Source organism: Pantoea sp. Seng (genome assembly GCF_009829935.1).
Lineage (GTDB): Bacteria > Pseudomonadota > Gammaproteobacteria > Enterobacterales > Enterobacteriaceae > Pantoea > Pantoea communis.
The window spans coordinates 44,797-68,939 of sequence record NZ_SZZV01000010.1 but is presented as its reverse complement, the minus strand read 5'-3'; the positions used below and the strand labels follow the sequence as shown (position 1 = coordinate 68,939).

20 protein-coding genes are annotated in these 24,143 nt (G+C 52.7%); 11 read left to right on the top strand and 9 right to left on the bottom strand.

From position 1 onward, the window contains the following. Nucleotides 1-4: 4 nt before the first annotated feature. Nucleotides 5-598 carry a GTP cyclohydrolase II gene (gene ribA / locus FD737_RS12195; RefSeq protein ID WP_034821474.1) on the bottom strand — a complete coding sequence of 198 codons (594 nt, stop codon included), beginning with the start codon at nt 596-598 and terminating at the stop codon, nt 5-7. 229 nt (nt 599-827) lie between these two features. Between ribA and pgpB the strand changes: the two genes are divergently transcribed. The 5 genes from pgpB (at nt 828) to yciH (ending at nt 4,432) form a co-directional block, all read left to right on the top strand. Then, nucleotides 828-1,592: a phosphatidylglycerophosphatase B gene (pgpB, locus tag FD737_RS12190; protein WP_160833604.1), complete on the top strand. Its 765-nt coding sequence runs from the start codon at nt 828-830 to the stop codon at nt 1,590-1,592. Nucleotides 1,593-1,719: 127 nt separating this feature from the next. Beyond that, nucleotides 1,720-2,025 carry a LapA family protein gene (locus FD737_RS12185; RefSeq protein WP_038646699.1) on the top strand — a complete coding sequence of 102 codons (306 nt, stop codon included), beginning with the start codon at nt 1,720-1,722 and terminating at the stop codon, nt 2,023-2,025. Nucleotides 2,026-2,031: 6 nt separating this feature from the next. Next, the gene (gene lapB / locus FD737_RS12180) at nt 2,032-3,201 is read left to right on the top strand and encodes a lipopolysaccharide assembly protein LapB (protein WP_058959800.1); all 1,170 of its coding nucleotides are present in this window, start codon (nt 2,032-2,034) and stop codon (nt 3,199-3,201) included. Nucleotides 3,202-3,401: 200 nt separating this feature from the next. After that, the gene (gene pyrF, locus FD737_RS12175; protein WP_160833603.1) at nt 3,402-4,109 is read left to right on the top strand and encodes an orotidine-5'-phosphate decarboxylase; all 708 of its coding nucleotides are present in this window, start codon (nt 3,402-3,404) and stop codon (nt 4,107-4,109) included. Beyond that, a complete protein-coding gene (gene yciH, locus FD737_RS12170) occupies nt 4,109-4,432 on the top strand; it encodes a stress response translation initiation inhibitor YciH (RefSeq protein ID WP_097117008.1) in 324 nt (107 codons plus the stop codon). The genes pyrF and yciH overlap by 1 nt, the downstream gene beginning before the upstream one ends. Nucleotides 4,433-4,500: 68 nt before the next feature. Here the strand turns inward: yciH and osmB are convergent, their stop codons facing one another. Continuing rightward, complete coding sequence (osmB, locus tag FD737_RS12165; RefSeq protein ID WP_034821457.1) at nt 4,501-4,719, bottom strand: osmotically-inducible lipoprotein OsmB; 219 nt, start codon at nt 4,717-4,719, stop codon at nt 4,501-4,503. Nucleotides 4,720-5,047: 328 nt separating this feature from the next. On the opposite strand from osmB, the gene araD reads away from it, so the two are divergent. The 3 genes from araD to FD737_RS12150 all read left to right on the top strand — a co-directional run bounded on the left by araD (nt 5,048) and on the right by FD737_RS12150 (nt 7,967). Beyond that, the gene (araD, locus tag FD737_RS12160; RefSeq protein WP_097117009.1) at nt 5,048-5,746 is read left to right on the top strand and encodes an L-ribulose-5-phosphate 4-epimerase; all 699 of its coding nucleotides are present in this window, start codon (nt 5,048-5,050) and stop codon (nt 5,744-5,746) included. Between the two features lie 230 nt (nt 5,747-5,976). Continuing rightward, the gene (kdgT, locus tag FD737_RS12155) at nt 5,977-6,960 is read left to right on the top strand and encodes a 2-keto-3-deoxygluconate transporter (RefSeq protein ID WP_038646709.1); all 984 of its coding nucleotides are present in this window, start codon (nt 5,977-5,979) and stop codon (nt 6,958-6,960) included. Nucleotides 6,961-7,100: 140 nt separating this feature from the next. Then, nucleotides 7,101-7,967, top strand: a complete 867-nt coding sequence (locus FD737_RS12150; protein WP_034821448.1) for a crotonase/enoyl-CoA hydratase family protein — start codon at nt 7,101-7,103, stop codon at nt 7,965-7,967. 12 nt (nt 7,968-7,979) lie between these two features. Here FD737_RS12150 and pdeR read toward each other — a convergent pair whose 3' ends face one another. The 5 genes from pdeR to FD737_RS12125 form a co-directional block, all read right to left on the bottom strand. Then, nucleotides 7,980-9,965 carry a cyclic di-GMP phosphodiesterase gene (gene pdeR, locus FD737_RS12145; protein WP_160833602.1) on the bottom strand — a complete coding sequence of 662 codons (1,986 nt, stop codon included), beginning with the start codon at nt 9,963-9,965 and terminating at the stop codon, nt 7,980-7,982. Nucleotides 9,966-10,121: 156 nt separating this feature from the next. Further along, complete coding sequence (locus FD737_RS12140) at nt 10,122-10,418, bottom strand: YbdD/YjiX family protein (protein WP_160833601.1); 297 nt, start codon at nt 10,416-10,418, stop codon at nt 10,122-10,124. Beyond that, entirely contained in the window at nt 10,411-12,477 is a 2,067-nt protein-coding gene (locus tag FD737_RS12135; protein WP_160833600.1) for a carbon starvation CstA family protein, read from the bottom strand. The genes FD737_RS12140 and FD737_RS12135 overlap by 8 nt, the downstream gene beginning before the upstream one ends. Nucleotides 12,478-12,661: 184 nt before the next feature. Continuing rightward, nucleotides 12,662-14,596, bottom strand: a complete 1,935-nt coding sequence (locus FD737_RS12130; RefSeq protein ID WP_160833599.1) for an exoribonuclease II — start codon at nt 14,594-14,596, stop codon at nt 12,662-12,664. 126 nt (nt 14,597-14,722) lie between these two features. Beyond that, nucleotides 14,723-17,032 (bottom strand): FdhF/YdeP family oxidoreductase, encoded by a 2,310-nt coding sequence (locus FD737_RS12125; protein ID WP_160833598.1) that lies wholly within the window; start codon nt 17,030-17,032, stop codon nt 14,723-14,725. 248 nt (nt 17,033-17,280) lie between these two features. On the opposite strand from FD737_RS12125, the gene FD737_RS12120 reads away from it, so the two are divergent. Both FD737_RS12120 and FD737_RS12115 read left to right on the top strand, forming a co-directional pair. After that, entirely contained in the window at nt 17,281-18,870 is a 1,590-nt protein-coding gene (locus tag FD737_RS12120) for a PTS transporter subunit EIIC (protein WP_160833597.1), read from the top strand. A 252-nt stretch (nt 18,871-19,122) separates the two neighbouring features. Next, the gene (locus FD737_RS12115) at nt 19,123-20,019 is read left to right on the top strand and encodes a LysR family transcriptional regulator (RefSeq protein ID WP_097117015.1); all 897 of its coding nucleotides are present in this window, start codon (nt 19,123-19,125) and stop codon (nt 20,017-20,019) included. Here the strand turns inward: FD737_RS12115 and FD737_RS12110 are convergent. Both FD737_RS12110 and fabI read right to left on the bottom strand, forming a co-directional pair. After that, a complete protein-coding gene (locus FD737_RS12110; protein ID WP_160833596.1) occupies nt 20,016-21,137 on the bottom strand; it encodes an oxidoreductase in 1,122 nt (373 codons plus the stop codon). The genes FD737_RS12115 and FD737_RS12110 overlap by 4 nt on opposite strands. A 287-nt stretch (nt 21,138-21,424) precedes the next feature. Continuing rightward, the gene (gene fabI, locus FD737_RS12105) at nt 21,425-22,213 is read right to left on the bottom strand and encodes an enoyl-ACP reductase FabI (protein WP_007892455.1); all 789 of its coding nucleotides are present in this window, start codon (nt 22,211-22,213) and stop codon (nt 21,425-21,427) included. A gap of 250 nt (nt 22,214-22,463) precedes the next feature. Between fabI and FD737_RS12100 the strand changes: the two genes are divergently transcribed. Next, a complete protein-coding gene (locus tag FD737_RS12100) occupies nt 22,464-24,143 on the top strand; it encodes a DUF262 domain-containing protein (protein ID WP_160833595.1) in 1,680 nt (559 codons plus the stop codon).

Here is a 24,143-nt window from a genome sequence, read left to right as displayed (position 1 = left end):
TGCGTTACGCTTTTGGCAGCAGATGACCCATTTTTTCCGCCTTGGTATCAAGGTAGTGGGCATTTTTGGGGTTGCGCCCGACCACTAATGGCACGCGCTCAACAATATTAATTCCCGCTTCGCTCAGAATCTCGACTTTGCGTGGATTGTTCGTCAGCAGGCGGACTTCATTGACGCCCAGCAGTTTAAACATATCGGCACACAGGGTGAAATCACGCTCATCAGCGGCAAATCCCAGTTGATGATTCGCTTCCACCGTATCGTACCCTTTATCCTGCAGAGCATAGGCGCGGATCTTGTTCAGCAGACCGATATTACGGCCTTCCTGACGGTGATATAACAGCACGCCACGACCTTCTTCAGCGATAGCGGTGAGCGCCGCTTCCAGCTGAAAACCACAGTCGCAGCGCAGGCTGAACAGTGCGTCACCGGTAAGACACTCGGAGTGAACGCGGGCCAGCACTGGATTGTGATCGCTAACATCACCGTAAACCAGCGCGACATGATCCTGGCCGGTTGCCAGTTCTTCAAAACCAACCATCAGGAAATCTCCCCATGGCGTGGGCAGTTTGGCTTCTGCTACCCGTTTAAGCTGCATGTGACTCTCCAGAACCTTCAGAGGATGCGCTATCATCATGACAACGCACGGGCCCGATTGGCCCGACAAAACTGACAATATTGTGCCACAACCTGTACCCGGGCCGTTAATCAGTCAGAGTTATTGTAGTGATAAAGCACAATTATCTAAGCTGCAACGGGTATGTTATTCTTTTTTCAGCTAAAGTTATGCCAGCCACGCGAATATCAGCGGATCTAAAAGGAAACGGATGTTAAAAATTGCGCAGCGCACCACCCTGGGAATGCTTTTGTTATTAATCATGCCAGTTGCTGTCTGGCTCTCTGGCTGGCAATGGCAGCCAGGTGAGAGTAGCGCGTTTTTACAGGTACTCTTTTGGATGACCGAAACCGTCACCAGCCCATGGGGCATTTTGACCAGCGTTATCCTCAGCGCCTGGGTTTTATGGTGCTTACGCTTCCGGCTTAAACCCGCCATTTTACTGATCCTCTTCATGAACGGCGCTATTCTTGCTGGTCAGTACACCAAATCTTTCATTAAAGAGCAGGTGCAGGAACCCCGTCCCTATGTGGTTTGGCTGGAGAAGAGCTACGGTATTGATGAAGGGGCGTTTTATCAGCAAAACCGTCAGGGGCGCAGTCAGTTGGTGTCGACTTTAGTGGCTAACGACACTCAGTTGCCGCAATGGCTAAAAAAACACTGGGCGTTTGAAACCGGCTTTGCCTTTCCTTCCGGACATACCATGTTTGCTGCCAGTTGGGCGCTGCTGGTGATTGGCTTACTCTGGCCAAGGCGCCACATCGTGACCGTGGTCGTGCTGTTTTCCTGGGCTACCATGGTCATGGGCAGTCGTTTACTGCTGGGTATGCATTGGCCGCGCGATTTGGTGGTGGCCACACTGATTTCCTGGCTGCTGGTTACGGTTGCCACATGGCTGGCGCAGCGTTTTTGTGGCCCGCTTACGGTGCCGCGCGAAGAGCAGCAGGAGATTAAGCAGCGTGATGATGGATTGTAATTTCTGCGCGCGCCCCCATATGATTGATTGCGCTTACGGAAAATGCGCTAAGTGATGTGCTGATAAGCAGCATCGGCGGCACTTTTTTGGCATACTTCTACTGGATAACCTCACGACAGGACGCATTGTGAAATATTTGCTGATTTTTCTCGTGGTTTTGGTCATTTTTATCATCTCCGTCACGCTTGGAGCGCATAACGACCAAATCGTCACTTTTAACTATCTGCTGGCGCAGGGTGAATTCCGCATCTCCACATTGCTGGCGAGCCTGTTTGGTGCCGGATTCCTGCTTGGATGGGCAATTTGCGGTCTTTTCTGGTTGCGGATACGTGTTTCTCTCGCTCACGCGCAGCGCAAGCTGAAACGCATGCAGGCGCAGAACGAACAATCAACGGCTGTGACAAATTCTTCTACTGCTGGTCGTCGGGATTAAGTTTCGATGCTTGAATTGCTGTTTTTGCTTCTCCCTGTTGCTGCGGCGTATGGCTGGTATATGGGCCGTCGCAGTGCACATCAGGATAAGCAACAGGAAGCCAATCGTCTGTCACGTGAGTACGTTGCCGGCGTAAACTTCCTGCTTTCCAATCAACAGGACAAAGCTGTCGATCTCTTTCTGGATATGCTGAAGGAGGACAGCGGCACAGTTGAAGCTCACCTGACGCTCGGCAATCTGTTCCGTTCACGCGGCGAAGTTGATCGCGCCATTCGCATCCACCAATCCCTGATGGAAAGCGCTTCCCTGAGCTATGAACAGCGCCTGTTGGCTATCCAGCAACTGGGACGCGATTACATGGCCGCCGGGTTTTACGATCGCGCCGAGGACATGTTTAGCCAGCTTATTGATGAAACCGACTTCCGTATCGGTGCGCTGCAACAGCTGATACAGATTCATCAGGCAACCAGTGACTGGCAGAAAGCCATCGAAGTGGCGGAAAGATTGGTCAAGCTCGGCAAAGAGAAGCACAAGGGCGAAATTGCCCATTTCTACTGCGAGCTTGCGCTTCAGGCGTTGAGCAGTGACGATCTTGATCGCGCCATGAGCTTACTGAAAAAGGGTGAATCGGCCGATCACCAAAGCGCGCGCGTTTCCATTATGATGGGCCGCATCTTTATGGAGCAGGGCGAATACGCTAAAGCAACGGCCCGCCTGCAGCGCGTACTGGATCAAGATAAAGAGCTGGTGAGCGAAACCTTATCGATGCTCGAAACCTGCTATCAGCGACTGAATCAGCCTGAAGATTGGGCGCAATTTTTACAACGCTGCGTTGAGGAGAATACCGGCGCGGCCGCTGAACTTTACCTCTCTGATATCCTCGAACAGCAGCAGGGGCCTGAAGCGGCGCAGTTATACATTAATCGCCAGTTACAGCGCCATCCGACCATGCGCGTGTTCCATCGCTTGATGGATTTCCACCTGCATGAAGCAGAAGACGGTCGTGCCAAAGAGAGCCTGATGGTGCTGCGCGATATGGTGGGCGAACAGATTCGCACCAAACCACGCTACCGCTGCCAAAAGTGCGGATTTACCGCGCATGCGCTTTATTGGCATTGCCCATCCTGCCGCGCATGGTCTTCTGTGAAACCAATCCGCGGACTTGACGGCCAGTAACGGCCGTTTTTTTATTATAACCGCATTATAGTTACAACATACTATGATTTTGAATTCTTAGAGGGAGTCGTGGCACTGTGCAGCCTTCGGTCGATCATCGGTTTAAAGCGCGCTGTGAGATTGTCGGGAAGGGCATGCACGGGTAGAATGCTTGCCGTTTGTCCATTGCGCCCGCGGGTGCCTGCCTTTGAGGAAACGTTATGCCTGTAACCACTTCACCGATTCTGGTGGCGCTCGACTATCATAATCTCGACAGCGCACTGCAGTTTGTGGACCGCATTGACCCGAGCCAGTGCCGCCTGAAAGTCGGCAAAGAGATGTTTACGCTATTTGGCCCGTCACTGGTGAAAACACTGCAGTCGCGTGGTTTTGACGTTTTTCTCGATCTGAAGTTTCATGATATTCCGAATACAACCGCGCACGCGGTAGCCGCGGCTGCCGATCTCGGTGTGTGGATGGTTAATGTTCACGCCAGTGGCGCGGCGCGGATGATGAATGCGGCTCGTGAAGCGCTGCTGCCTTTTGGCAAAGATGCGCCATTGTTGATTGCGGTAACCGTATTAACCAGCATGGATGAAGACGATCTCAGAGGTCTCGGCATTACGCTTTCTCCCGCTCAGCAGGCGGAACGTCTGGCTCGCCTGACGCGTGAGTGTGGCCTGGATGGCGTGGTCTGTTCCGCTCAGGAAGCTGAGCACTTTAAACAGGTGTTAGGTCAGGATTTCGCACTGGTGACCCCAGGTATTCGTCCGGCAGGCAGTGATGCGGGCGATCAACGCCGTATCATGACGCCACAGCAGGCAAAACTGGCTGGCGTGGATTACATGGTGATTGGGCGTCCGATCACCCAATCCAATGATCCGGCTGCAACGCTGCACACTATCCTGCAAAGTTTACAGGAGGTCTAATGGCTCAGGACAACCGACTGGTTTACTCCACTGAAACTGGCCGAATCGCACAGGAAGAAGAAAAAGCGCCGCGCCCGCAAGGGGACGGCATAGTGCGCATTCAACGCCAGACCAGCGGCCGTAAAGGCAAAGGCGTCTGCCTGATTACCGGTATCGATTTGGATGACGATGCGCTCAACAAGCTGGCAGCAGAACTGAAGAAAAAATGTGGTTGTGGTGGGTCACTCAAAGATGGCGTGATCGAGATTCAAGGCGATAAACGTGATCTCTTGAAAGCACTACTTGAAGCCAAAGGCATGAAGGTTAAATTAGCCGGTGGTTAATAAAAACGGGCCGCACACTGTGCGGCCCGTGATGCTGTAGATGCGCTGCGTAGCCTGAATCTTTATCGTTATTTAGAAACCTGATGGCCGATAATACCGCCAACGGCTGCACCACCCACTGTACCCAGTGCACTCCCGTTAGTCAGGACAGAACCACCGATTGCACCCGCACCCGCCCCGATGGCGGTATTACGGTCGCGTTTTGACCAGTTCGAACAACCACTCAAGGCAACAACCAGGGTGGCAGCTAATACCGCAACGGTCATACGTTTCATTGTTGTCGTCATCTCTTTCTCCTTGATTGTATGTACAGAGGCAACCTTGTAAGTATAGATGTTGCGCAACGAAGTACGTCATCCCTGCGTGTCATTCATTGTTCACTTTGATGCCCGCGTACAGCGCTTTAATGGGCGAATTAACCGGTGGAAACCGTACCGCTCCTGACTTTAGCCAGCTGAAGCAGAGCTAAATTCCTCCAGGATAGAAAATTCTTAATTTACGCCACACTTCTTCGGTCTCAGCGACTTTCCGCTGCTTTTACAGCGATTCGATCCATAACGTTTTCTCTGCTTGTTCAGCACAATTCAGCTATCACAGTTCGCAGGAGAAATAATCATGCTGGAATTGCTCAAGCAGCAGGTGCTGGAAGCCAACCTTGACTTACCGCGCTATAACCTGGTCACTTTCACCTGGGGCAACGTTAGCGCCATTGACCGCGACCATGGTCTGCTGGTGATCAAACCTTCGGGCGTGAAATACGAGAATATGCAGCGCGACGATATGGTGGTGGTGGAGTTAGCCAGCGGCAAAGTGGTGGAAGGGGCGCTACGTCCGTCATCCGATACGGCCACCCATCGCGCGCTGTATCTTGCCTGGCCGGAGATTGGTGGCATCGTACATACCCATTCACGCCACGCCACAATCTGGGCGCAGGCCGGACGCGACATTTTGGCTCTGGGTACAACACATGCGGATGATTTCTACGGCACCATTCCCTGTACGCGTGCGATGAAGCGTGAAGAGATACAGCAAGAGTATGAATGGAACACCGGGCAGGTGATTATCGAAAGCTTTGCGCAACGCCGCATTAAACCCACCGACATTCCTGCTGCGCTGGTCAACTCGCACGGCCCCTTTGCCTGGGGTAAAGACGCGGATGCAGCTGTGCACAGTGCGGTGGTGCTGGAAGAAGTGGCTTACATGGCACTTCACACCGAACAACTGCGCAGCGAATTGCCTCCGATTTCGCAGAATTTACTCGATCTGCATTATCTGCGTAAGCATGGCAAGAATGCATGGTACGGGCAGAATTAAACATTGAAACTTCATTGAGGCGCCTGAGGGCGCCTTAATTTTTTGCTATTTAGCGCTGGTATGGCGATGCATATCATAAAAAAGAAATGTCAAATCTATAAAAATAAAACACCGTTTCATTAATATCGATTCGATCACTTTTTCCCTGACTGCCAGTGGTTATCTTGCCTGCCATGCCATCCGGCGAACGATAACGTACCTCCTTCTGGCTCAGTAAAGGTGACACAACTATGCATATCAAACGTGCAATCGATAAGATTCCAGGCGGTATGATGTTAATCCCGCTGTTTTTGGGCGCGCTTTGCCACACGTTTTCACCCGGCGCAGGAAAATACTTTGGCTCTTTTACTAACGGCCTGATGACGGGCACTGTGCCGATTCTGGCGGTATGGTTTTTCTGCATGGGGGCATCGATCAAACTCAGCGCAACCGGAACCGTGCTGCGTAAATCCGGCACCCTGGTATTAACCAAAATCGCCGTTGCCTGGGTCGTGGCTGCCGTGGCATCCCGCATGATGCCGGAAAATGGCGTAGAAGTCGGTATGTTTGCTGGTTTATCCACGCTAGCTTTGGTTGCTGCGATGGACATGACCAATGGCGGCCTTTATGCCTCCATCATGCAGCAATACGGTTCAAAAGAAGAAGCTGGCGCGTTTGTGCTGATGTCGCTGGAATCGGGTCCGCTGATGACCATGGTGATTTTGGGAACCGCTGGCATTGCTTCGTTTGAGCCACACGTGTTTGTTGGCGCGGTGTTGCCCTTTATTGTCGGTTTCGCGCTTGGCAATCTTGACCCGGAATTGCGCGAGTTCTTCGGCAAAGCCGTACATACTTTGATTCCGTTTTTTGCCTTCGCTTTGGGTAACACCATCGATTTGGCCGTGATCGCACAAACCGGTTTATTGGGCGTATTGCTCGGTGTTGCCGTCATCATCATCACCGGTATCCCACTCATTATTGCCGATCGCTTGATTGGTGGTGGTGATGGCACGGCTGGAATTGCAGCATCCAGTACCGCAGGCGCGGCAGTGGCGACGCCGGTGCTGATTGCCGAGATGCTGCCACAGTTTAAACCGGTCGCTCCCGCAGCCACCGCACTGGTGGCGACATCCGTTATTGTGACTTCTGTATTAGTACCGATTATTACCGCCGTCTATTCAAAACGCGTTAAGCGTTCTCATGTGGCGGTAGGACAGCGCGCTGCCATCAAGTAAGCCTGCTTATCTTTCCCCGACCCCATGGTCGGGGATATCTCTGGATTTTACTTTATAAATCAATCTCACATTTGGTCTGGCCTCACTCTGGATTACGCTGATGTTGCGTTTAACGCATCACATAACTAGAGGATGAGACTATGACAGTAATTAACCAACCAACTTGCAGATTGTTTACCGAAGTCGGACAAACCACCCAGCTGGCGGCCTACTATGAAGAGGGTCGACACACCATGTGGATGATGCTGCGTGCCCAACCGCGCCCCAGTTTCAACCACGAATTAATTGAGGAGATCATGAATCTGAGCTATGCCGCTCAGCGTTCGGGTTTGCCGATTGATTTTTGGGTGACGGGTTCGCTGGTGCCGCAGATGTTCAACGCCGGTGGCGATTTGCGTTTCTTTGTAGAGTGCATTCGTAACAACCGTCGTGAAGCGCTGCGGGCCTATGCGCGTGCCTGCGTGGATTGCATCCATTCGGCAGCGCGGGGTTTTGATACCGGAGCGGTGACGCTGGCGATGATTGAAGGGAGTGCATTGGGTGGTGGCTTTGAAGCCGCGCTGGCCCATCACTTCATTCTGGCGCAGAACTCTGCACGGATGGGGTTCCCGGAGATCGCGTTCAATCTGTTCCCTGGCATGGGCGGCTATTCACTGGTGGCACGGCGTTCCGGCATGAAACTGGCCGAAGAGCTGATCTGTGAAGGGGAATCGCATAGCGCAGAGTGGTATGAGACGCGCGGTCTGGTAGATAAAGTCTTCCAGCCAGGTGATGCTTATCGTACCACGCGTACCTTTATCGATACTCTACGTCCGAAGCTGAATGGTGTGCGTGCCATGTTGAAAGCGCGCCAGCGCGTACTGCAACTCTCGCGTGCCGAGCTGATGGATATTACGGAAGACTGGGTGGATTACGCCTTTACACTGGAGCCTAAAGACATTGCTTACATGGAACGACTGGTGCAACTACAGAACCGTCATAGCGCATCCCTGCGCAAAGCCGGATAATCGAGAGCAGCTTTAAACGCGGGCAGGATGCTTAGCCAGCCAATGCCCGAGCTGTTCTGCGGGCATTGGTTTTGCATAAAGATAACCCTGACGCCCATCGACACCGTTGGTCATCACAAACTTCTCCTCAGCTTTGGTTTCAATCCCTTCCGCAATGACTTGCAGATCGAGGGTTTTGGCCACGGCGACAATGGCACGGACCAAAGATTGCGACACCGGTTGTTTGTTGATGTTACGTACGAAACTTTGATCCAGTTTGATTGCATCAATGGGAACGCGAGCCAACTGAGAAAGCGAGGAATAACCTGTACCAAAGTCATCAAGATGAACCTGAGCCCCCAGTTCCTGGAACTGCTTCATCAGCGTGAGTGCACCGGCTTCGTTCTCAATCAGGCAGCTTTCGGTGAGCTCGATATCAATGGGACAATCCGTGAGGCCGGCTTCGCTCAGCGCCTGCTTTAAATCGGTATAGATACTTTGGTCAATCAATTGTTTAGCCGAAACATTAACGGCAACGCGCAGGTAAATTCCCTCGCTGCGCCACTGAATAATTTGTTGCAGAACGTTCAGCATCACCCAGCGGCCGAGCGGCACGATGAGGCCCGATTCTTCAGCATACGAGATAAAGTCGCCAGGCGGCACCAGACCGCGCTCGACGGAATTCCAGCGCACCAATGCTTCTGCGCTGCGCACTTCGCCGTCACGATCTAATTTGGGCTGGTAGTACACCACCAGATGCTCCAGCTCCAGTGCTTTACGCAGGTTGGTATCAAGCCAGAGATATTCGAAAACACGCTGATTCATCTCGTTAGCGAACACGCAGAATTTACCGCGCCCATTCTCTTTGGCGTGATACATCGCGGTATCGGCGTTGCGAATCAGACTTTCCCGATCCTCGCCGTGCAGCGGGGCCAGGGCGATACCAATCGAGCAGCCGCTGTAGACTTCGATCAAACCGACGCGGAACGGTTGACGCAGGCGCTCAAGAATACGTGATGCCATGGCTTCCAGCGCAGCCTGGCTGGTATGTTCTGCCAGTACCACGAACTCATCCCCACCAAGACGGGCCAGCGTCTGATCTTTGCCCAGACAGCTGAGAATGGCGAGGGAGACCGCTTGCAGCAGTTGGTCGCCAAACATATGGCCGTAGGCGTCGTTGACCTTCTTAAAATTGTCCAGATCGAGATAAACCACGCCAGTTTGACTGCCATTGGCTAATTCCAGTGCCAGACTAATCTGTTGATGGATGGCATTGCGGTTCGGTAAACCGGTCACCGTATCAGTATTTGCGAGGACGCGTAAGCGTTCCTGAGCACGTCGCTCTTCTGTGATGTCGGTTCCAGAACAGATGAGGAAAATTTCATTTTTCCCACTACCACTGTGCACAAACTTATTACGAAACAGAAACAGTCGCTGGCCTTTTTTGGTTTTGATCCAGCGTTCCACTTCATAAGAATTGCCATCGCGGAAGAAACCCGAAATGTTGCGTCGCGAAGCCTGCGCTTCCTGCTTGGTCATGAACAGTTGAAACACGTTGCGGCCGATCACTTCCTGCTCTTTCAGACCCGTGTACTCTTCACTTAAGCGATTGAATCGCTGAATATTCCCGCGTTGGTCGAGGATCACAATCACCGAATTTGCTTCGGAGACCACTTGTTCAGCGAAGGATAAACCCAGCGTTAAATCACGCGCTACGGAGGAGGTATCACCCCAGGCAGAAGAGGTGCCGGCCCATGTTGATTGGTTGACCTTGCGGCCGACAAAGTGCATAGGCACCGGCGCACCGCGCAGGGAGAGGGTCAGGTTGATACTGGAGGTGATCACCGTCATCGCACGCAGCAAACTGGCCTGCGCGGGGGTTAATGGAACCGCCAAATTGGTATTGGCATTCTCATCTTCGGCAAAATGCAAAGCATCGCTATCTGAAGTTAAACGCCAATGAGGGCTGGTTGTGCCAAACAGGGTGTATAGCAACGTTTGCCCTTGTTCATCGGTCATGGAAACTTCCTCCGGGGAAATGCTGAGCAGGCGGTATCTCATTATTTTAGCAACAGTATTCAACCTCCTGCGTTAGCACAAGATGCAAACCAAATATATTTTTGTTTTCACTAAAGAATGGCACGAAAAAGCCCCGAAAATCGGGGCTTAAAAATGTCAGCAAGGACACTTGCCGAGCTTGCCTGCCTGGCTGGGAAAACGGGCCTCAAGGCAGTAGCGATGAAAGGCTCGCTCATCCATCGGCGTTTGCCCGGGATGGTGCTCACGCATATGCTTCAGATAAGTTTGATAGTCGTGAACGCCAACCATTAAGCGAAAACTTTGCTTCAGTCCCTGCCATATTTGTTGCCAGCGATTAAGAGTTTGCCCGGTGGCCTGGGGTGTGATCGGTAAGCAATGCTGAATGTGCCAGACACCAATCGGTTTTTTCCAGCGATGAATGGACTCAGACATTCCGCACCTCCTCACGCAGGGAGACTTCGGACTCATGGGTGGTAGGTACCTGACTGCCCAGGGCACGGCGAATAACAAAGAACGCTGCAATCAACATGGTGACGGCCACCAGCATAAAGAAGCCACACAGGGCCGCGTTAATTTGATTGCTAAACACGATGGTTTGCATGTCCGCCACGGTTTTCGCCGGGGCGATAATCACCCCCTCATCAATTCCTTTACGGAACTTGTTGGCTTGCGCAAGGAAGCCAATGGAGGGCTTCTCGTGGAAAATCTTCTGCCAACCGGCGGTCATGGAGGTCACAAACAGCCAGGCGGTCGGTAAAATCGTCACCCACGCGTAACGCTGTTTCTTCATTTTGAACAGCACCACGGTGCCGAGAATCAGCGCCATTGAGGCCAGCATCTGGTTGCCAATGCCAAACAGCGGCCAAAGGGTATTGATGCCGCCCAGCGGATCGACGACACCCTGGTAGACAAAGAAGCCCCATCCGGCTACGGCCACCGTGGTGCCCGCCATATTGCCCAGCCAGGAACGGTTGTTGGCCATGGAGGGCACCACGGTGCCAACCAAATCCTGCACCATAAAGCGACAGGCGCGGGTACCGGCATCGACCGCCGTCAGGATAAACAGCGCTTCAAACAGGATGGCGAAGTGATACCAGAACGCCATCATCACCCGGCTGTTAAATACCTCGGTGATGATGTGCGCCATCCCCACGGCGAAGGTTGGTGCGCCACCTGCCCGCGAGAGGACAGTACTTTCACCCACATCGCGCGCGATACCGCTCAGCATCTCCGGCGTCACGACAAAGCCCCAGCCGTTAATCACTTGCGAAGCGCTCTCAACGGTGGTACCGATCAGTGCTGCGGGTGAGTTCATCGCAAAATAGACGCCCGGATCGAGCACCGAGGCACATATCAGCGCCATGATCGCCACGAAGGATTCCATCAGCATCGCACCATAGCCGATGAATCGGATATGACTTTCACGCTCCACCAGTTTTGGCGTGGTGCCACTGGAGACCAGCGCATGGAAACCGGAGATGGCGCCACAGGCGATAGTGATAAACAGGAACGGGAACAGCGCACCCGAGAACACCGGACCGCTACCGTCGATAAATTTGGTCACTGCCGGCATCTTTAGTTCCGGCATCGCAAACACAATGCCAATTGCCAGACCAATGATGACGCCGATCTTCAGGAAAGTTGACAGGTAATCACGCGGAGCCAGCAGCAGCCACACCGGCAGCGAAGAGGCGACGAAGCCATAGATCACCAGCACCCAGGTCAGTTCGGTGCCTTTCAGTGTGAAGAGCGGTCCCCAATAAGGATCGGCAGCCACATCGCCACCGTAAATGATCGCCGCCATCATCAGCACAAAGCCGATAATCGACACTTCAGCGATCTTGCCGGGGCGCAGATAGCGCATATACACGCCCATAAACAGCGCGATTGGAATGGTTGCGGCGATGGTAAACAGTCCCCACGGACTGTTGGCTAACGCTTTCACCACCACCAGCGCCAGCGCTGAAAGGATGATGATCATCACGCCAAGCGCACCGAGCATGGTGACCACGCCCGCAAACGAACCCAGCTCCTGACGTGCCATTTCGCCGAGCGAGCGACCATCGCGGCGCGTGGAGATAAACAGGATCAGGAAATCTTGCACCGCACCGGCCATCATCACGCCGACCAGAATCCAGATGGTGCCAGGCAGAAAGCCCATTTGCGCCGCGAGGATTGGGCCAACCAGCGGACCTGCACCGGCAATCGCCGCAAAGTGGTGGCCAAACAGCACCCATTTGTTAGTGGGCACATAATCGAGACCATCATTCAGCCGTTCTGCAGGCGTGCGGCGACGATCATCCAGTTCGAAAATACGTTCAGCGATAAACAGGCTGTAGAAGCGATAAGCAATGCTGTAGCAGGCAACGGACGCAATAACCAGCCAGACGGCGTTGACGTGTTCGCCACGGTTGAGCGCCAGCATGGCAAACGCACCCGCACCAATTAACGCCACCGCTAACCAGATCAATCCGGTTTTGACGTTGTTCATGAGTTAACTCCTTGTAGAGACCGGGAAAATAGGCGATCGGATACAACAAGTTAAAAGTAATGTAATGAATTGTTAACGACAGGGATTCGAATCAGAAGTGTGAAGCGGAAGGCAAATTTAACAACAGATAAAACTTAGGGGGAAAAATGCGGGATAACGGCTGTTATCCCGCAGATATTCATGCTCAGGCAGCCGGGCGCGCCACCACGCTACGGGTTTCCATACGCACTTCGGCGATGGTCACGTCGATAATGTCGGTCACGCGATAAGCGACTTCGCCTTTGATCTGCACGGTGCCGCTCTCTTGTGAGCACACCAGTTCATCACGCACCGCGTGGATGAACGGGGCAGGGATAAAGGCAACGGCGCCGTTCTCCAGCAGACGTACGCGCATACCGCCACGAGACACGTCGATGATCTCGGCGCTGAATTTGCGATCGGTCCCGGCAGAGGGCGCGAGGAAGCGCGCATACAGCCAGTCACCCACATCACGTTCGGCCATGCGGTTCAGGCGACGACGCTCACTCATAATGGCGGTGAACTCGTCTTTTGGACGGGCAATGCTGTCGCCGCGCACAATGGCTTTCAGCAGGCGATGGTTGATCATATCGCCGAATTTACGAATCGGCGATGTCCAGGTCGCATAGGCTTCGAGGCCCAGACCAAAGTGCGGACCCGGTTCGGTGCCGACTTCAGCGAAGCTCTGGAAGCGACGAATGCGGCTGTCGAGGTACTGCGTTGGCTGGGCATCCAGTTCACGACGCAGCTGGCGGAAACCTTCCAGCGTGGTGATCGCCTGAGGATCCACGGTAATACCGTGACCGGCCAGCACGCCAGCAGCTTGCTCTGCGTTTGCCAGATCGAAGCCGGTGTGCAGGTTATAGATACCGAAGCCCAGCTTCTCCTGCAGCACTTTGGCCGCGCAGACGTTAGCCAGAATCATCGATTCTTCAACGATGCGGTTGGCGATGCGACGTGGCTCAGAAATGATATCCAGCACTTCGCCTTTTTCACCCAGCACAAAGCGGTAATCAGGGCGATCTTTGAACACCAGCGCGTGAGTTTGACGCCACTCGCTGCGCGCCAGACACACACGATGCAACAAGCGAATCTGCCCGGCGATCGCCTCATTCTCTGGCTGCCAGCTACCGGCGTTTTCCAGCCAGTCTGACACTTCGTCATAGACCAGTTTGGCTTTGGATTCGATCCAGGCCGCAAAGAAATGCACTTCACCCGTTACGCTGCCGTCTGCCGTGAGCGTCACGCGACAGGCCAGCGCTGGACGACGCACATTTGGGCGCAGCGAACAGATGTCATCAGACAGTTCGCGCGGCAGCATAGGGATGTTGAAGCCAGGTAAATAGTTGGTGAACGCGCGCTTTGAAGCCAGCTTATCCAGCTCGCTACCTTCCGCTACGTAAGCGGTCGGATCGGCAATCGCGATGGTCAGCTGCAGATTGCCGTCAGCCTGCTCTTCAACATACAGCGCATCATCCATATCTTCGGTGCTGGCGCTATCGATGGTGACGAAGTTCAGCGCGGTAAGGTCTTCGCGCTGCAGGTGCTCATCCAGCATTTCGCCGAAGCCAACGTTCGGGGCTTCGCGCTCCAGATTATGGCGCGACAGGGTGACCCACCACGGCGCAAGATGATCGTCCGCAGTGACAATGAATTCGGTCAGTTCAGCATAGAATCCGCGATCGCCTTTCAGCGGATGGCGGCGCATTTCCGCCACGGCCCAGTCGCCATTCTGAAAATCATGGGTGACGTCGCGGGCAGTGCGGCACTGGATCGCCTCTTTCAGCAGCGGATGGTCAGGCACAATCGACAAACGATCGTCCTTCTTCTGCACGCGGCCCACAAAGCGGGTCAGGAACGGCTCAATCAGGGTTTCCGGCTCGGCGCTCTCGCGATCTTTATCAGTGTGGATCACCGCAGAAATACGGTCACCGTGCATCACTTTTTTCATCTGCGGAGGGGGAATGAAGTAGCTTTTTTGGGCATCGACTTCGAGGAAGCCAAAGCCTTTTTCCGTGCCTTTCACAACACCTTCGGCGCGCGGAGTTTGCGCGTGAAGCTTCTCTTTAAGCTGCGCGAGCAGCGGGTTATCCTGGAACATAATGTATTTAGTTTCGTGGCCTAAGAGCGGTGGACAGTTTTACGCGAATCAGGGGCGCGCGGCAAGGCCAAAACAGGCTAAAAAGCCGCATTACGCGGCTTTTTACCTTCTGATAACGCTGACGACTCAGGCAATACGTTGGGTCGGTTCAGCGGCGGTTAACGCCAGTTTTACCGGCACCGATTTCGAGGTCGGCGTCCCGCTGCCGTCACCATAGCTGGAGAGCGGCACCAGCGGGTTGGTTTCCGGATAATAGGCCGCGAGATTACCGCGCGGAATGTTATACGGCACCAGCTTAAAGCCACTCACACGACGCGTCAGGCCATCATTCCACAGTGTTTCGATATCCACCAATTGGCCTTCACTGAAGCCGAGTGACGCCATGTCATCCGGGTGGATAAACACCACTTCACGCTGACCATACACGCCGCGGTAGCGGTCATCGAGGCCGTAAATGGTGGTGTTGTACTGGTCATGCGAACGCAGAGTTTGCAACGTGAACGGCACCTCCACTTCGCTGCCCAGCTGTGGGAACAGCGAGGTTGGCAAGGCTGCCGCGCTGAACTCCGCCCGTTTGCTTGGTGTATTAAAACGCAACTCCGCTGCTGCGCTACCCAGGTAGAATCCACCCGGAATATCACACTTGTTATTGAAGTCAGCAAAGCCAGGAATGGTGGCGCCAATGTGATCGCGGATCACGTTGTAATCATCGGCCATGCCCAGCCAGTCAATCTTGTCACTGCCCAGGGTGGCGTGTGCAATACCGGCCACAATCGCGGTTTCGGAGCGCTGGGTGTCTGCCAGAGGAATACCCACACCTTCTGAGGCGTGCACCATGCTGAAAGAGTCTTCAACGGTGATGAACTGGTTACCGCTGGCCTGACGATCGCGCTCAGTACGGCCGAGCGTCGGCAGAATCAAACCTTCGTGGCCCGGCACCAGATGGCTGCGATTGAGTTTTGTGCTGATGTGCACGGTCAGACCGCAATGCTGAAGCGCTTCCTCCGTCACCGGGGAATCGGGTGCGGCAGCCGCAAGGTTGCCGCCCAGAGCGATTAACACTTTTACTTCATCACGCAGCATCGCGCCCAGCGCTTCAACGGTGTTATGACCGTGTTCACGCGGCGGTTCGAAGCCGAAATGCGCGCCTAAGGCATCAAGGAACGGCTTATTGGGTTTCTCATCGATCCCCATGGTGCGGTTCCCCTGCACGTTACTGTGGCCGCGCACCGGACACAGGCCAGCGCCTTTTTTACCCAGCTGTCCAAACAGCAGTTGCAGGTTGGTTATCTCACGCACCGTATCAACGGAGTGTTTATGCTGAGTCACGCCCATCGCCCAGGTAATGATGACACGCTCAGCACTTTGGTAGATCGCGGCCGCTTCCCGAATCTGCGCTTCGCTCAGGCCGGATTGACGCACGATATCGTCCCAGCGCGTGTTATCCACGGCAGCCAGATAGCTCTCAATGCCATGGGTGTTGGCGTCGATAAATTCTTGATCGAAGATGCCCGGTTCACCCGCAGCTAAACGCTCGCGTTGCACTTCCAGCAGAGTTTTCACCATGCCGCGAATCGCTGCCATGTCACCGCCAAGATTGGGCTGATAATAGGCAGAACTAATGGTTCCCGCCATGGAGGTGACGACTTCCAGTGGTTTCTGCGGGTCGGCAAAACGTTCCAGCCCACGCTCGCGCAAGGTATTAAAGGTAACGATTTTCGCACCGTGATCGGCCGCGTGGCGCAGGCTGTGCAGCATACGTGGATGGTTAGTCCCCGGATTCTGACCGATAACGAAAATCGCATCAGCGTGGTCAAAATCATCCAGGCGGATGGTGCCTTTACCGACGCCGATGCTGCGCTTCAAGCCGGTGCCGCTGGCTTCGTGGCACATGTTTGAACAGTCAGGGAAGTTATTGGTGCCCATCACGCGGCCGAACAGCTGATAGAGCCATGAGGCTTCGTTACTGGCGCGACCGGAAGTGTAAAGCTCCATCTGGTCGGGATGGTCCATCGCCTTGAGGTGACGGGCGATCATCGCCAACGCATCATCCCAGCTGATCGGTTCATAGTGATCGGTGGCGCTGTTATAGCGCATCGGATGCGTCAGGCGTCCCTGATACTCCAGGAAATAGTCGCTTTGTTGATAAAGCGTGCTCACGCTGTGCTGAGCGAAAAACTCGGGCTCCACCACGCGGCGGGTCGCTTCCCAGGTCACCGCTTTCGCGCCGTTCTCACAGAAGCTGAAGGTGCTCTTGTTGTCATCACCCCATGCACAACCCGGGCAGTCAAAGCCACGCGCTTTGTTCATGCGCATCAAATTGCGCATGTTTTTCAGCGCAGCTTTACTATCAAGGACGAAACGGGTGGTAGCTTCCAAAGAGCCCCAGCCGCCAGCAGCGGCACGATAAGGCTGAATTTTACGTTTAAATTTCATAGTCGTTGCAGGCTTATTGTTTATGAATTGTTATCAGAATATGACTTCTGTTGTGAGGAAGTGTGCGACTGACAGCAAAAGTTGTCTAATTGATTGGTTTAATGGTGCGATAGGCGGCGTTTATCGCGTTCAAGCCTGCAGAAGCGTGATGCAGTTCAAACTTTATCCGCTGGCAGGACCGGGCTGCGACGTGAGAATCCAATAACTGGCTAATAATTGCTCTTTCTATCGATGAAAGGGCGCGCACCATGAAGAATCTTGCCAGCCAAATTCATGCCTTCGGTAAAGCATTAATGATGCCGATCTCCGTTATTGCCGCTGCCGGTATCTTTCTCGGTCTGGCTGCCGCGATGCAGAATCCCGCCGTCACCGGTGATGCCTTTGCCAATCTACAGGTGCCACAGCTGATTATTGGCTTTATCCGCAAAGTGGCGGCGGCTTTATTTGCCAATCTGCCCGTGTTCTTCGCCGTTGCCAGCGCCATCGGTCTGGCGAAAGCGGAGAAGCCTACTGTGGCTTTTGCGGCAGTCATTGGCTATGTCGTGATGAATGTGGGCATCAGTGCTACGCTGGCCGCCAAAGGGCTGACGGCGGCTACTACGACCCCAGAAGCCTTACAGCAAGCAGGCCTGGATCAAACCACGGCGATGATGACCTCGGCAGAGTACATCGAGATGCTGGGCATCTTTACTTACAACATGAGTGTGCTTGGCGGCGTGATTGCCGGGCTGGTCACCGTGGCACTGCATAATCGCTTTTACACGCAACCATTGCCGACGGCGATTAGCTTTTTCGGCGGGCGGCGCTTTGTCCCCATCGTCACCGTTATCGTCTTGCCGCTGATTGGCGTGCTGCTGGCCTTCATCTGGCCCACGATCGGCGAAGGCATTGCCTGGGTCGGCAAGATGATTGGGAAAAGCGGCCAGTACGGCGCGTTTCTGCTGGGAACCGGCGAACGTCTGCTTATCCCGACTGGCTTGCACCATATACTCAATGAAACAGTGCGTTTCACCCCTATCGGTGGCATGGCGACCGTGGACGGGCAAACCATTGTTGGTGCACTGAATATCTTCAACACTTCGCTCACCCATCCAGACGCTATACCTGATGAGACGGTGCGCAGTGCCACCCAATTCCTGGCTCAGGGTAAAATCCCGGTGATGATGTTCGGCTTGCCTGCTGCTGCACTGGCGATCTACCACACCGCGCGCCCGGAGCATAAACAGCGGGTTAAAGCGCTGGTGATGGCAGGTGCGTTGACCTCCTTCACCACCGGCATCACTGAACCGCTGGAGTTCTGTTTTATCTTCGTATCACCGATGCTCTACATCCTGCATGCGTTATTGACCGGCCTGTCATTTATGCTGATGTCGATGCTGCATTTAATGATCGGCAACGTGCAGGGCGGCGCGATCGATCTGGTGGTGTTCGGTATACTCGGTGGCAGTAAAACCCAATGGTGGTGGACGGTAGCGCTGGGGGTGATTTATGCGCCGATCTACTATTACGGCTTCCGTTTTGTCATTACGCGCATGCGAGTGGAAACGCCTGGACGAGAATCGGATGAGGAGCCGCAAACCGTGCAGGTGACAGCCGATGAACGTATTAAGGTGATCATCAGCGGGTTGGGCGGCGAGGCCAATATAGAGGACGTCGATTGCTGTTTCACCCGCCTGCGGGTGCGCGTGAAAGAGATGAATGAAGTGGTCGATCAAACGTTGCTGACCACTGGCGCCAACGGTGTTAACCGGGTCAGCGATCACGATGTGCAGGTCATTTACGGTCCGCAGGTGGAGAAAATTGCTAACGAAGTGAAAAGTGCACTGGGCGTGGCATAACACATTTAGTTACCACGCTAATAATAAAATTAGCAATCAATGTTAAGCCCCCCTAGCTGAGATGGGAGATGATGACTTCGCCCCTTCAAGAGCTAAGCCATTAAGAGTGCCGGAGATAAGCGCCGGGTGGGACATTAACTTTCAACCGAAGGCTGCCAAACGGCGGCCTTTGTGCTTTTTGCATGGTGAAACGGATAAAGCTGCGCGGGTTTGCTAACATAGCGCGATCGTGACTTCAGGGCGGATATTAACATCGACATCAAGCAATTGATTTATTTATGCAATCTTGAGCGCGAGCGCCATTTTGGCCGCGCGGCAGAGGCCAGTTTTGTCAGTCAGCCGACCTTATCGATGCGGTTAAAAAACCTTGAGCGTGAACTGGGTTTATCGCTGATCAATCGCAGCAACAACTTTGACGGCTTTACGCCGGAAGGGGAACGGGTGCTGACCTGGGCGCGTGAAATCGTGTCGGTTTACTCGGGACTGAAGCTGGAAGTCGAGTCGCTGAAGCATGGCGTCAACGGCACGCTGCGCCTGGGCGTGATGCCACAGTGCAGTGTCGCCTTGCCGGCGTTATTAAAAGCGGTTGAAACGCGCTATCCGCAGCTGGATTATCGTGTCTCCGCCATGAGTGCGGACCAACTGCTGGAGGCACTGAATAGCCATACGGTGGACGGCGGCATTGGTTTCTTCGAGCTCACCGCTCTGCGAGAATTACACTTTCAGACCGCGCTGTTGAAAGATCCCGGCGTGGAGGCGATTTTTAATCCTGAGCACTTCCCGGATTTACTTCAACACGACACGGTATCACTTGCGCAACTGGCGCAGCTTCCGCTGTGCCTTGCGGAACCCACGCGCTATTTCCGTCGTTACGTGGATAGCCAACTGCGCGAAACCGGTTTGCTACCGCGAGTGATTGTGGAAAGTGCCTCGATTATGCAGCTATTACAGAGCGCGCAGGTGGGATTAGGCGTGATGGTGTCGCCGCGCGGACATTTACTGCCGGAAATGCTGCAAAATGTGGCGCGGAGGCCGATTGCGATGGCACCCATGGGACGCCAGGCCGCGTTGGTGGTTGCTGAGCCGGGCAGGGCATCGCCGCTGGCTCAACATTTCTTTGACGAAGCGCGGCGCCATCTGCCGGATTAACGCGTTTCACCCAGCGCCATCCATAACCGATCCTGCCAGCTGGCAAACGCCACTGCTTGCAACAGAGCGAAAATGCGCTCGGTTCCCCATCCCGCATTCAGCAATGGCTGCAAGTGTGCTGCGCTAAAACGCTCTGGCATGCGAACCAGCTGAGCGGTAACGCCAATCACCGGCTGCACTTCTCCCGCTTTATCAACATCTGCAAGCAATGCTTCGCGCTGGCAAGCGGCATGACGCGTGAACGGGCGCTGACAACCCAGGATGCGCGCGCAGGTTGCCAGCGCCAACGCGGATTGCTCATCATGATGTTCACCGATGCGCTGTTGCAAAGTCGCCCAGCCATACAGCGCCTGCGCGTCATGCACCAGCAACCAAATCGCGTCCTCTAATCCTTCGATGCCCTGACAGAAGGTTATCGCCGCCAATTGATCGGCACTGGCATAGCGTAACTCAACCGGTTTGAGCGCGTGCTGCCATGCGGTGTCGCGGTCAAAAAGCGCCGGATCGGCATCCGCTGGTGGTGATACGCCAGGTATCCAGCGTACCGGTAAGCCCATCATGGCTTGCAGTGCCGCGACCACTCGCGCCTGATAGCTGACAAATCCCACCAGTTGATTGAGAGTGACGATATCTGGCTCAGTGAGCCCGACGGCATCCAGGGCGCTGATACCAGTGACATTGATCAGAGCCGGTTGCATCGCCAACTGACGCGCGTACTGGGTGATTTGTGTCAGGCGGTTGTTACTCTCGCGAGAGGAATCCGGGCCCGGCAGGGGGTTGAGGCGCGCCGAGTAGTGATTACACAGTCTCTGCACACCGGCAACCTGCGCCACCGTCAACGCGGTACTGAGACGATCGTAGAGCGTTAAGGTATGCGTGAGTGAGTTGCTCAGCGTATCCGGCAGCAAAATCTGGCTCAGATCGCGCGCGGCCAGTAACGCCGGCTGGAAACGAGTAAACAGGGGCTGAAGAGCAGTGGCTTCCTGTTGCAGACCTAATAAAAAGCGATCTTCGAGAAAGGCGGCTTCGGGCACTAATGGCGTGGTGGCGTGGGTGTGCGGGCGAGTCTGGCTTTCATAAAACCAGTGGTCATGGCCGGGAGAACGGCGTTGTTCCATGGTCATTCCTTGCGCAAAAAACGGTCTGGGTACGCGACGGGCAAATCTGAAAAGCGCATCGCCACCAAAAGGCTAGCTTATCGTCGCTGAAGCACTGGCTGTGGCAAAAGAATGAAGGGGAATAATTAAGATCGAATGAATCTATACGCCTGAAAATTCAATCGGTAGCTAGCAGGGAGAGGTGAGTTTGCGGGAGAAATCAGTCGAAAGTGAACAGGGCGAAAATCGGCGAAGACAGCCGAGACTTCGCTAAGAAAAAAGGCGAGCACCCGGCTCGCCTTCAGAACTTATTTCAGTTCCAGCTCGTTCATCGCGGCAATGCTGAAGCCGCCATCAACGTGTACCACCTCACCGGTGATACCACCCGCCAGGTCAGAGCACAGGAAGGCCGCAGAGTTACCCACGTCTTCGATGGTGACAGTACGGCGAATTGGAGTAACAGCTTCACAGTGAGCCAGCATCTTACGGAAATCTTTGATCCCTGATGCTGCCAGGGTACGGATTGGACCCGCGGATACGGCGTTAACACGCGTACCTTCAGGACCCATCGCGTTCGCCATGTAACGTACGTTGGCTTCCAGAGACGCTTTAGCCAGACCCATTACGTTGTAGTTAGGGATTGCGCGCTCAGCACCCAGATAAGACAGGGTCAGCAGGGCTGAATTCGGGTTCAGCATTGCACGGCACTCTTTCGCCATCGCCACGAAGCTGTAGGCAGAGATGTCGTGAGCGATTTTGAAGCCTTCACGGGTCACGGCGTTCACGTAGTCACCATCCAGCTGATCGCCTGGTGCGAAACCAATTGAGTGAACAAAACCGTCAAATTTTGGCCAGGTTTTTGCCAGTTCGGTGAACAGCGCAGTGATACTCTCGTCTTCTGCCACATCGCACGGCAGAACAATGTCAGAACCCAAATCTTTAGCGAACTCTTCCACACGACTTTTCAACTTGTCGTTCTGGTAGGTGAAAGCCAGTTCTGCGCCCTGTTTGTGCATCGCCTGTGCAATACCGTAGGCAATGGAGAGTTTACTGGCAACGCCAGTAATCAGAATGCGCTTACCGGAAAGAAAACCCATAGCTGTAATCCTTATGGTCATTGTTGTTGGCGGTCGCAATGATTAAATAGTAGGCGACCGACGTTAATCGACGTGCGGATTCTAGCATAGTCGCCATTGCATAGGTAATCGAGAACTAAGAATTCAATTATTACTGGACACCTGAAATCATTAGAAATATTGTTAGAATTAGTATGATCCTTTGATTTGCTACTAACAATTGTAAATATCGTGATGTTATTTAATCTCATGAATTAATAAGGAATTTGATATGAGCGCAGATAGTCTCCTCAATGCTGGGGCTGAATCATTTGGTAAAATAATTAAAAGTGATAGCCGGTTTATTATTCCAACTTATCAACGTGATTACTCTTGGGAAGAATCTCATTGGGAAGATCTTTGGAACGACATTACTGCTAACAGGCTAGCTGATGCGAAACATTATATGGGATCTATTGTTTTAATACCGAGGGAAAAGAAAGGATTTGAAGTTATAGATGGTCAGCAAAGACTCACTACATTAACTCTAATAATTTTATCATCAATTAGCATTATTGATGACATGATATCAAGTGGCGAAAATATAGAGGAAAATGAACTTAGAAAGGATATTTTAATGGATGGTTATATAGGGAAGAAATCATTATCTTCCCTCACCACTATCAATAAGTTAAAACTGAACGAAAATAATGATCCTTTCTTCACGACTTTTTTACTTCAGTTGAGGAAGCCTCACAATCTCAGATCTCAGTTAAAAAGCAATAAAAATTTATATGAGTGTTTTCAATATTTCAAGGGTAAGCTACATTCTGACATCCTAGCATTAGGTGGGATGGAGGCTTTAGTAGAGTTCGTAGAGTATATTTCAGATAATTTATTGTTTATTAAAATTACTGCTACAAACGACTTAAGCGCCTTTCTAATATTTGAAACGCTTAATGATCGAGGCTTAGCACTTTCGGTTACAGATTTACTGAAGAACTATATTTTTTCAATAGTTAATGATGATGATCGACAACATATAAAATATCTTTGGGATTCGATTATTCAACAGGTCTCATATCCTAACTTCCCTCGTTTTCTCAGGCACTCATGGATGACATCAAGGGGCCACATTCAAGAAAAAGAGTTGTTTAAAACAATCAAGCAAAAAGTTAAAAGTGCTAAGGAAGCATCTGATTTAATGAAAGAATTAGAAGAAATGGCTGCGGTATATTCAGCTTTGAATGAGCCCAATAGTGCTTATTGGGAAGATGCTCAAAAAAATAAAAAACACATACGAGAGTTGGATTTATTCAAAATTTCGCAATGCTTCCCACTTCTGATGGCAGCAGAAAAATGTTTCGAACCCGAAGAATTTACAAGAACCCTGAGGGTATGCACAGTTATCTCATTTAGATATCTAATTATCTCTGGACAAAATCCTAATGCAATGGAAAAGATTTATACTGAAGTTGCCATGTCGATAAGTTCAGGGCAGATTACGAAAGCCTCCGAGGTGTTTGATAGATTGAGAGGGCTTTACATTAGCGATGAGGAGTTTGTAAGGAATTTTGAGGAAAAAATTGTAAAAACTAAACGCTCAGCAAAAATGGCAAGGTATATCCTCTTCACTATAGAAAATCACTTAGGCTCTAAAAGTTTAGACTATGAAAATGATGCGGGTACTTTGGAGCATATTCTGCCGGAAAATCCTTCGTCAGATTGGGAACAAAGTTTCCCGGCGGATACCCAGGAAGCATTTATTTATAGGCTAGGAAACTTTACAATATTAGAAGCATCTAAAAATGTTGCCATCGCAAATAGTACGTTAGATAAAAAAGTAGAGGTCTATCAAACCAGCAAATATGAGCTATCAAGTAAATTTGGATTTAAAAAATGGAATCCAGATAACATTAGAAATCGGCAAGGCTATTTGGCAAAGCAAGCTAAAGCGATATGGTCTATTTGA

Excerpts from the sequence above, each read along its gene's own strand:
- FD737_RS12125 (WP_160833598.1), bottom strand. The coding sequence starts at position 17,032 with ATGAAATTTAAACGTAAAATTCAGCCTTATCGTGCCGCTGCTGGCGGC.
- pgpB (WP_160833604.1), top strand. The coding sequence starts at position 828 with ATGTTAAAAATTGCGCAGCGCACCACCCTGGGAATGCTTTTGTTATTA.
- kdgT (WP_038646709.1), top strand. The coding sequence starts at position 5,977 with ATGCATATCAAACGTGCAATCGATAAGATTCCAGGCGGTATGATGTTA.
- FD737_RS12120 (WP_160833597.1), top strand. The coding sequence starts at position 17,281 with ATGAAGAATCTTGCCAGCCAAATTCATGCCTTCGGTAAAGCATTAATG.
- fabI (WP_007892455.1), bottom strand. The coding sequence starts at position 22,213 with ATGGGTTTTCTTTCCGGTAAGCGCATTCTGATTACTGGCGTTGCCAGT.
- ribA (WP_034821474.1), bottom strand. The coding sequence starts at position 598 with ATGCAGCTTAAACGGGTAGCAGAAGCCAAACTGCCCACGCCATGGGGA.
- FD737_RS12130 (WP_160833599.1), bottom strand. The coding sequence starts at position 14,596 with ATGTTCCAGGATAACCCGCTGCTCGCGCAGCTTAAAGAGAAGCTTCAC.
- FD737_RS12110 (WP_160833596.1), bottom strand. The coding sequence starts at position 21,137 with ATGGAACAACGCCGTTCTCCCGGCCATGACCACTGGTTTTATGAAAGC.
- FD737_RS12135 (WP_160833600.1), bottom strand. The coding sequence starts at position 12,477 with ATGAACAACGTCAAAACCGGATTGATCTGGTTAGCGGTGGCGTTAATT.
- pdeR (WP_160833602.1), bottom strand. The coding sequence starts at position 9,965 with ATGACCGATGAACAAGGGCAAACGTTGCTATACACCCTGTTTGGCACA.
- FD737_RS12150 (WP_034821448.1), top strand. The coding sequence starts at position 7,101 with ATGACAGTAATTAACCAACCAACTTGCAGATTGTTTACCGAAGTCGGA.
- FD737_RS12140 (WP_160833601.1), bottom strand. The coding sequence starts at position 10,418 with ATGTCTGAGTCCATTCATCGCTGGAAAAAACCGATTGGTGTCTGGCAC.
- FD737_RS12100 (WP_160833595.1), top strand. The coding sequence starts at position 22,464 with ATGAGCGCAGATAGTCTCCTCAATGCTGGGGCTGAATCATTTGGTAAA.
- yciH (WP_097117008.1), top strand. The coding sequence starts at position 4,109 with ATGGCTCAGGACAACCGACTGGTTTACTCCACTGAAACTGGCCGAATC.
- pyrF (WP_160833603.1), top strand. The coding sequence starts at position 3,402 with ATGCCTGTAACCACTTCACCGATTCTGGTGGCGCTCGACTATCATAAT.
- lapB (WP_058959800.1), top strand. The coding sequence starts at position 2,032 with ATGCTTGAATTGCTGTTTTTGCTTCTCCCTGTTGCTGCGGCGTATGGC.
- araD (WP_097117009.1), top strand. The coding sequence starts at position 5,048 with ATGCTGGAATTGCTCAAGCAGCAGGTGCTGGAAGCCAACCTTGACTTA.
- osmB (WP_034821457.1), bottom strand. The coding sequence starts at position 4,719 with ATGACGACAACAATGAAACGTATGACCGTTGCGGTATTAGCTGCCACC.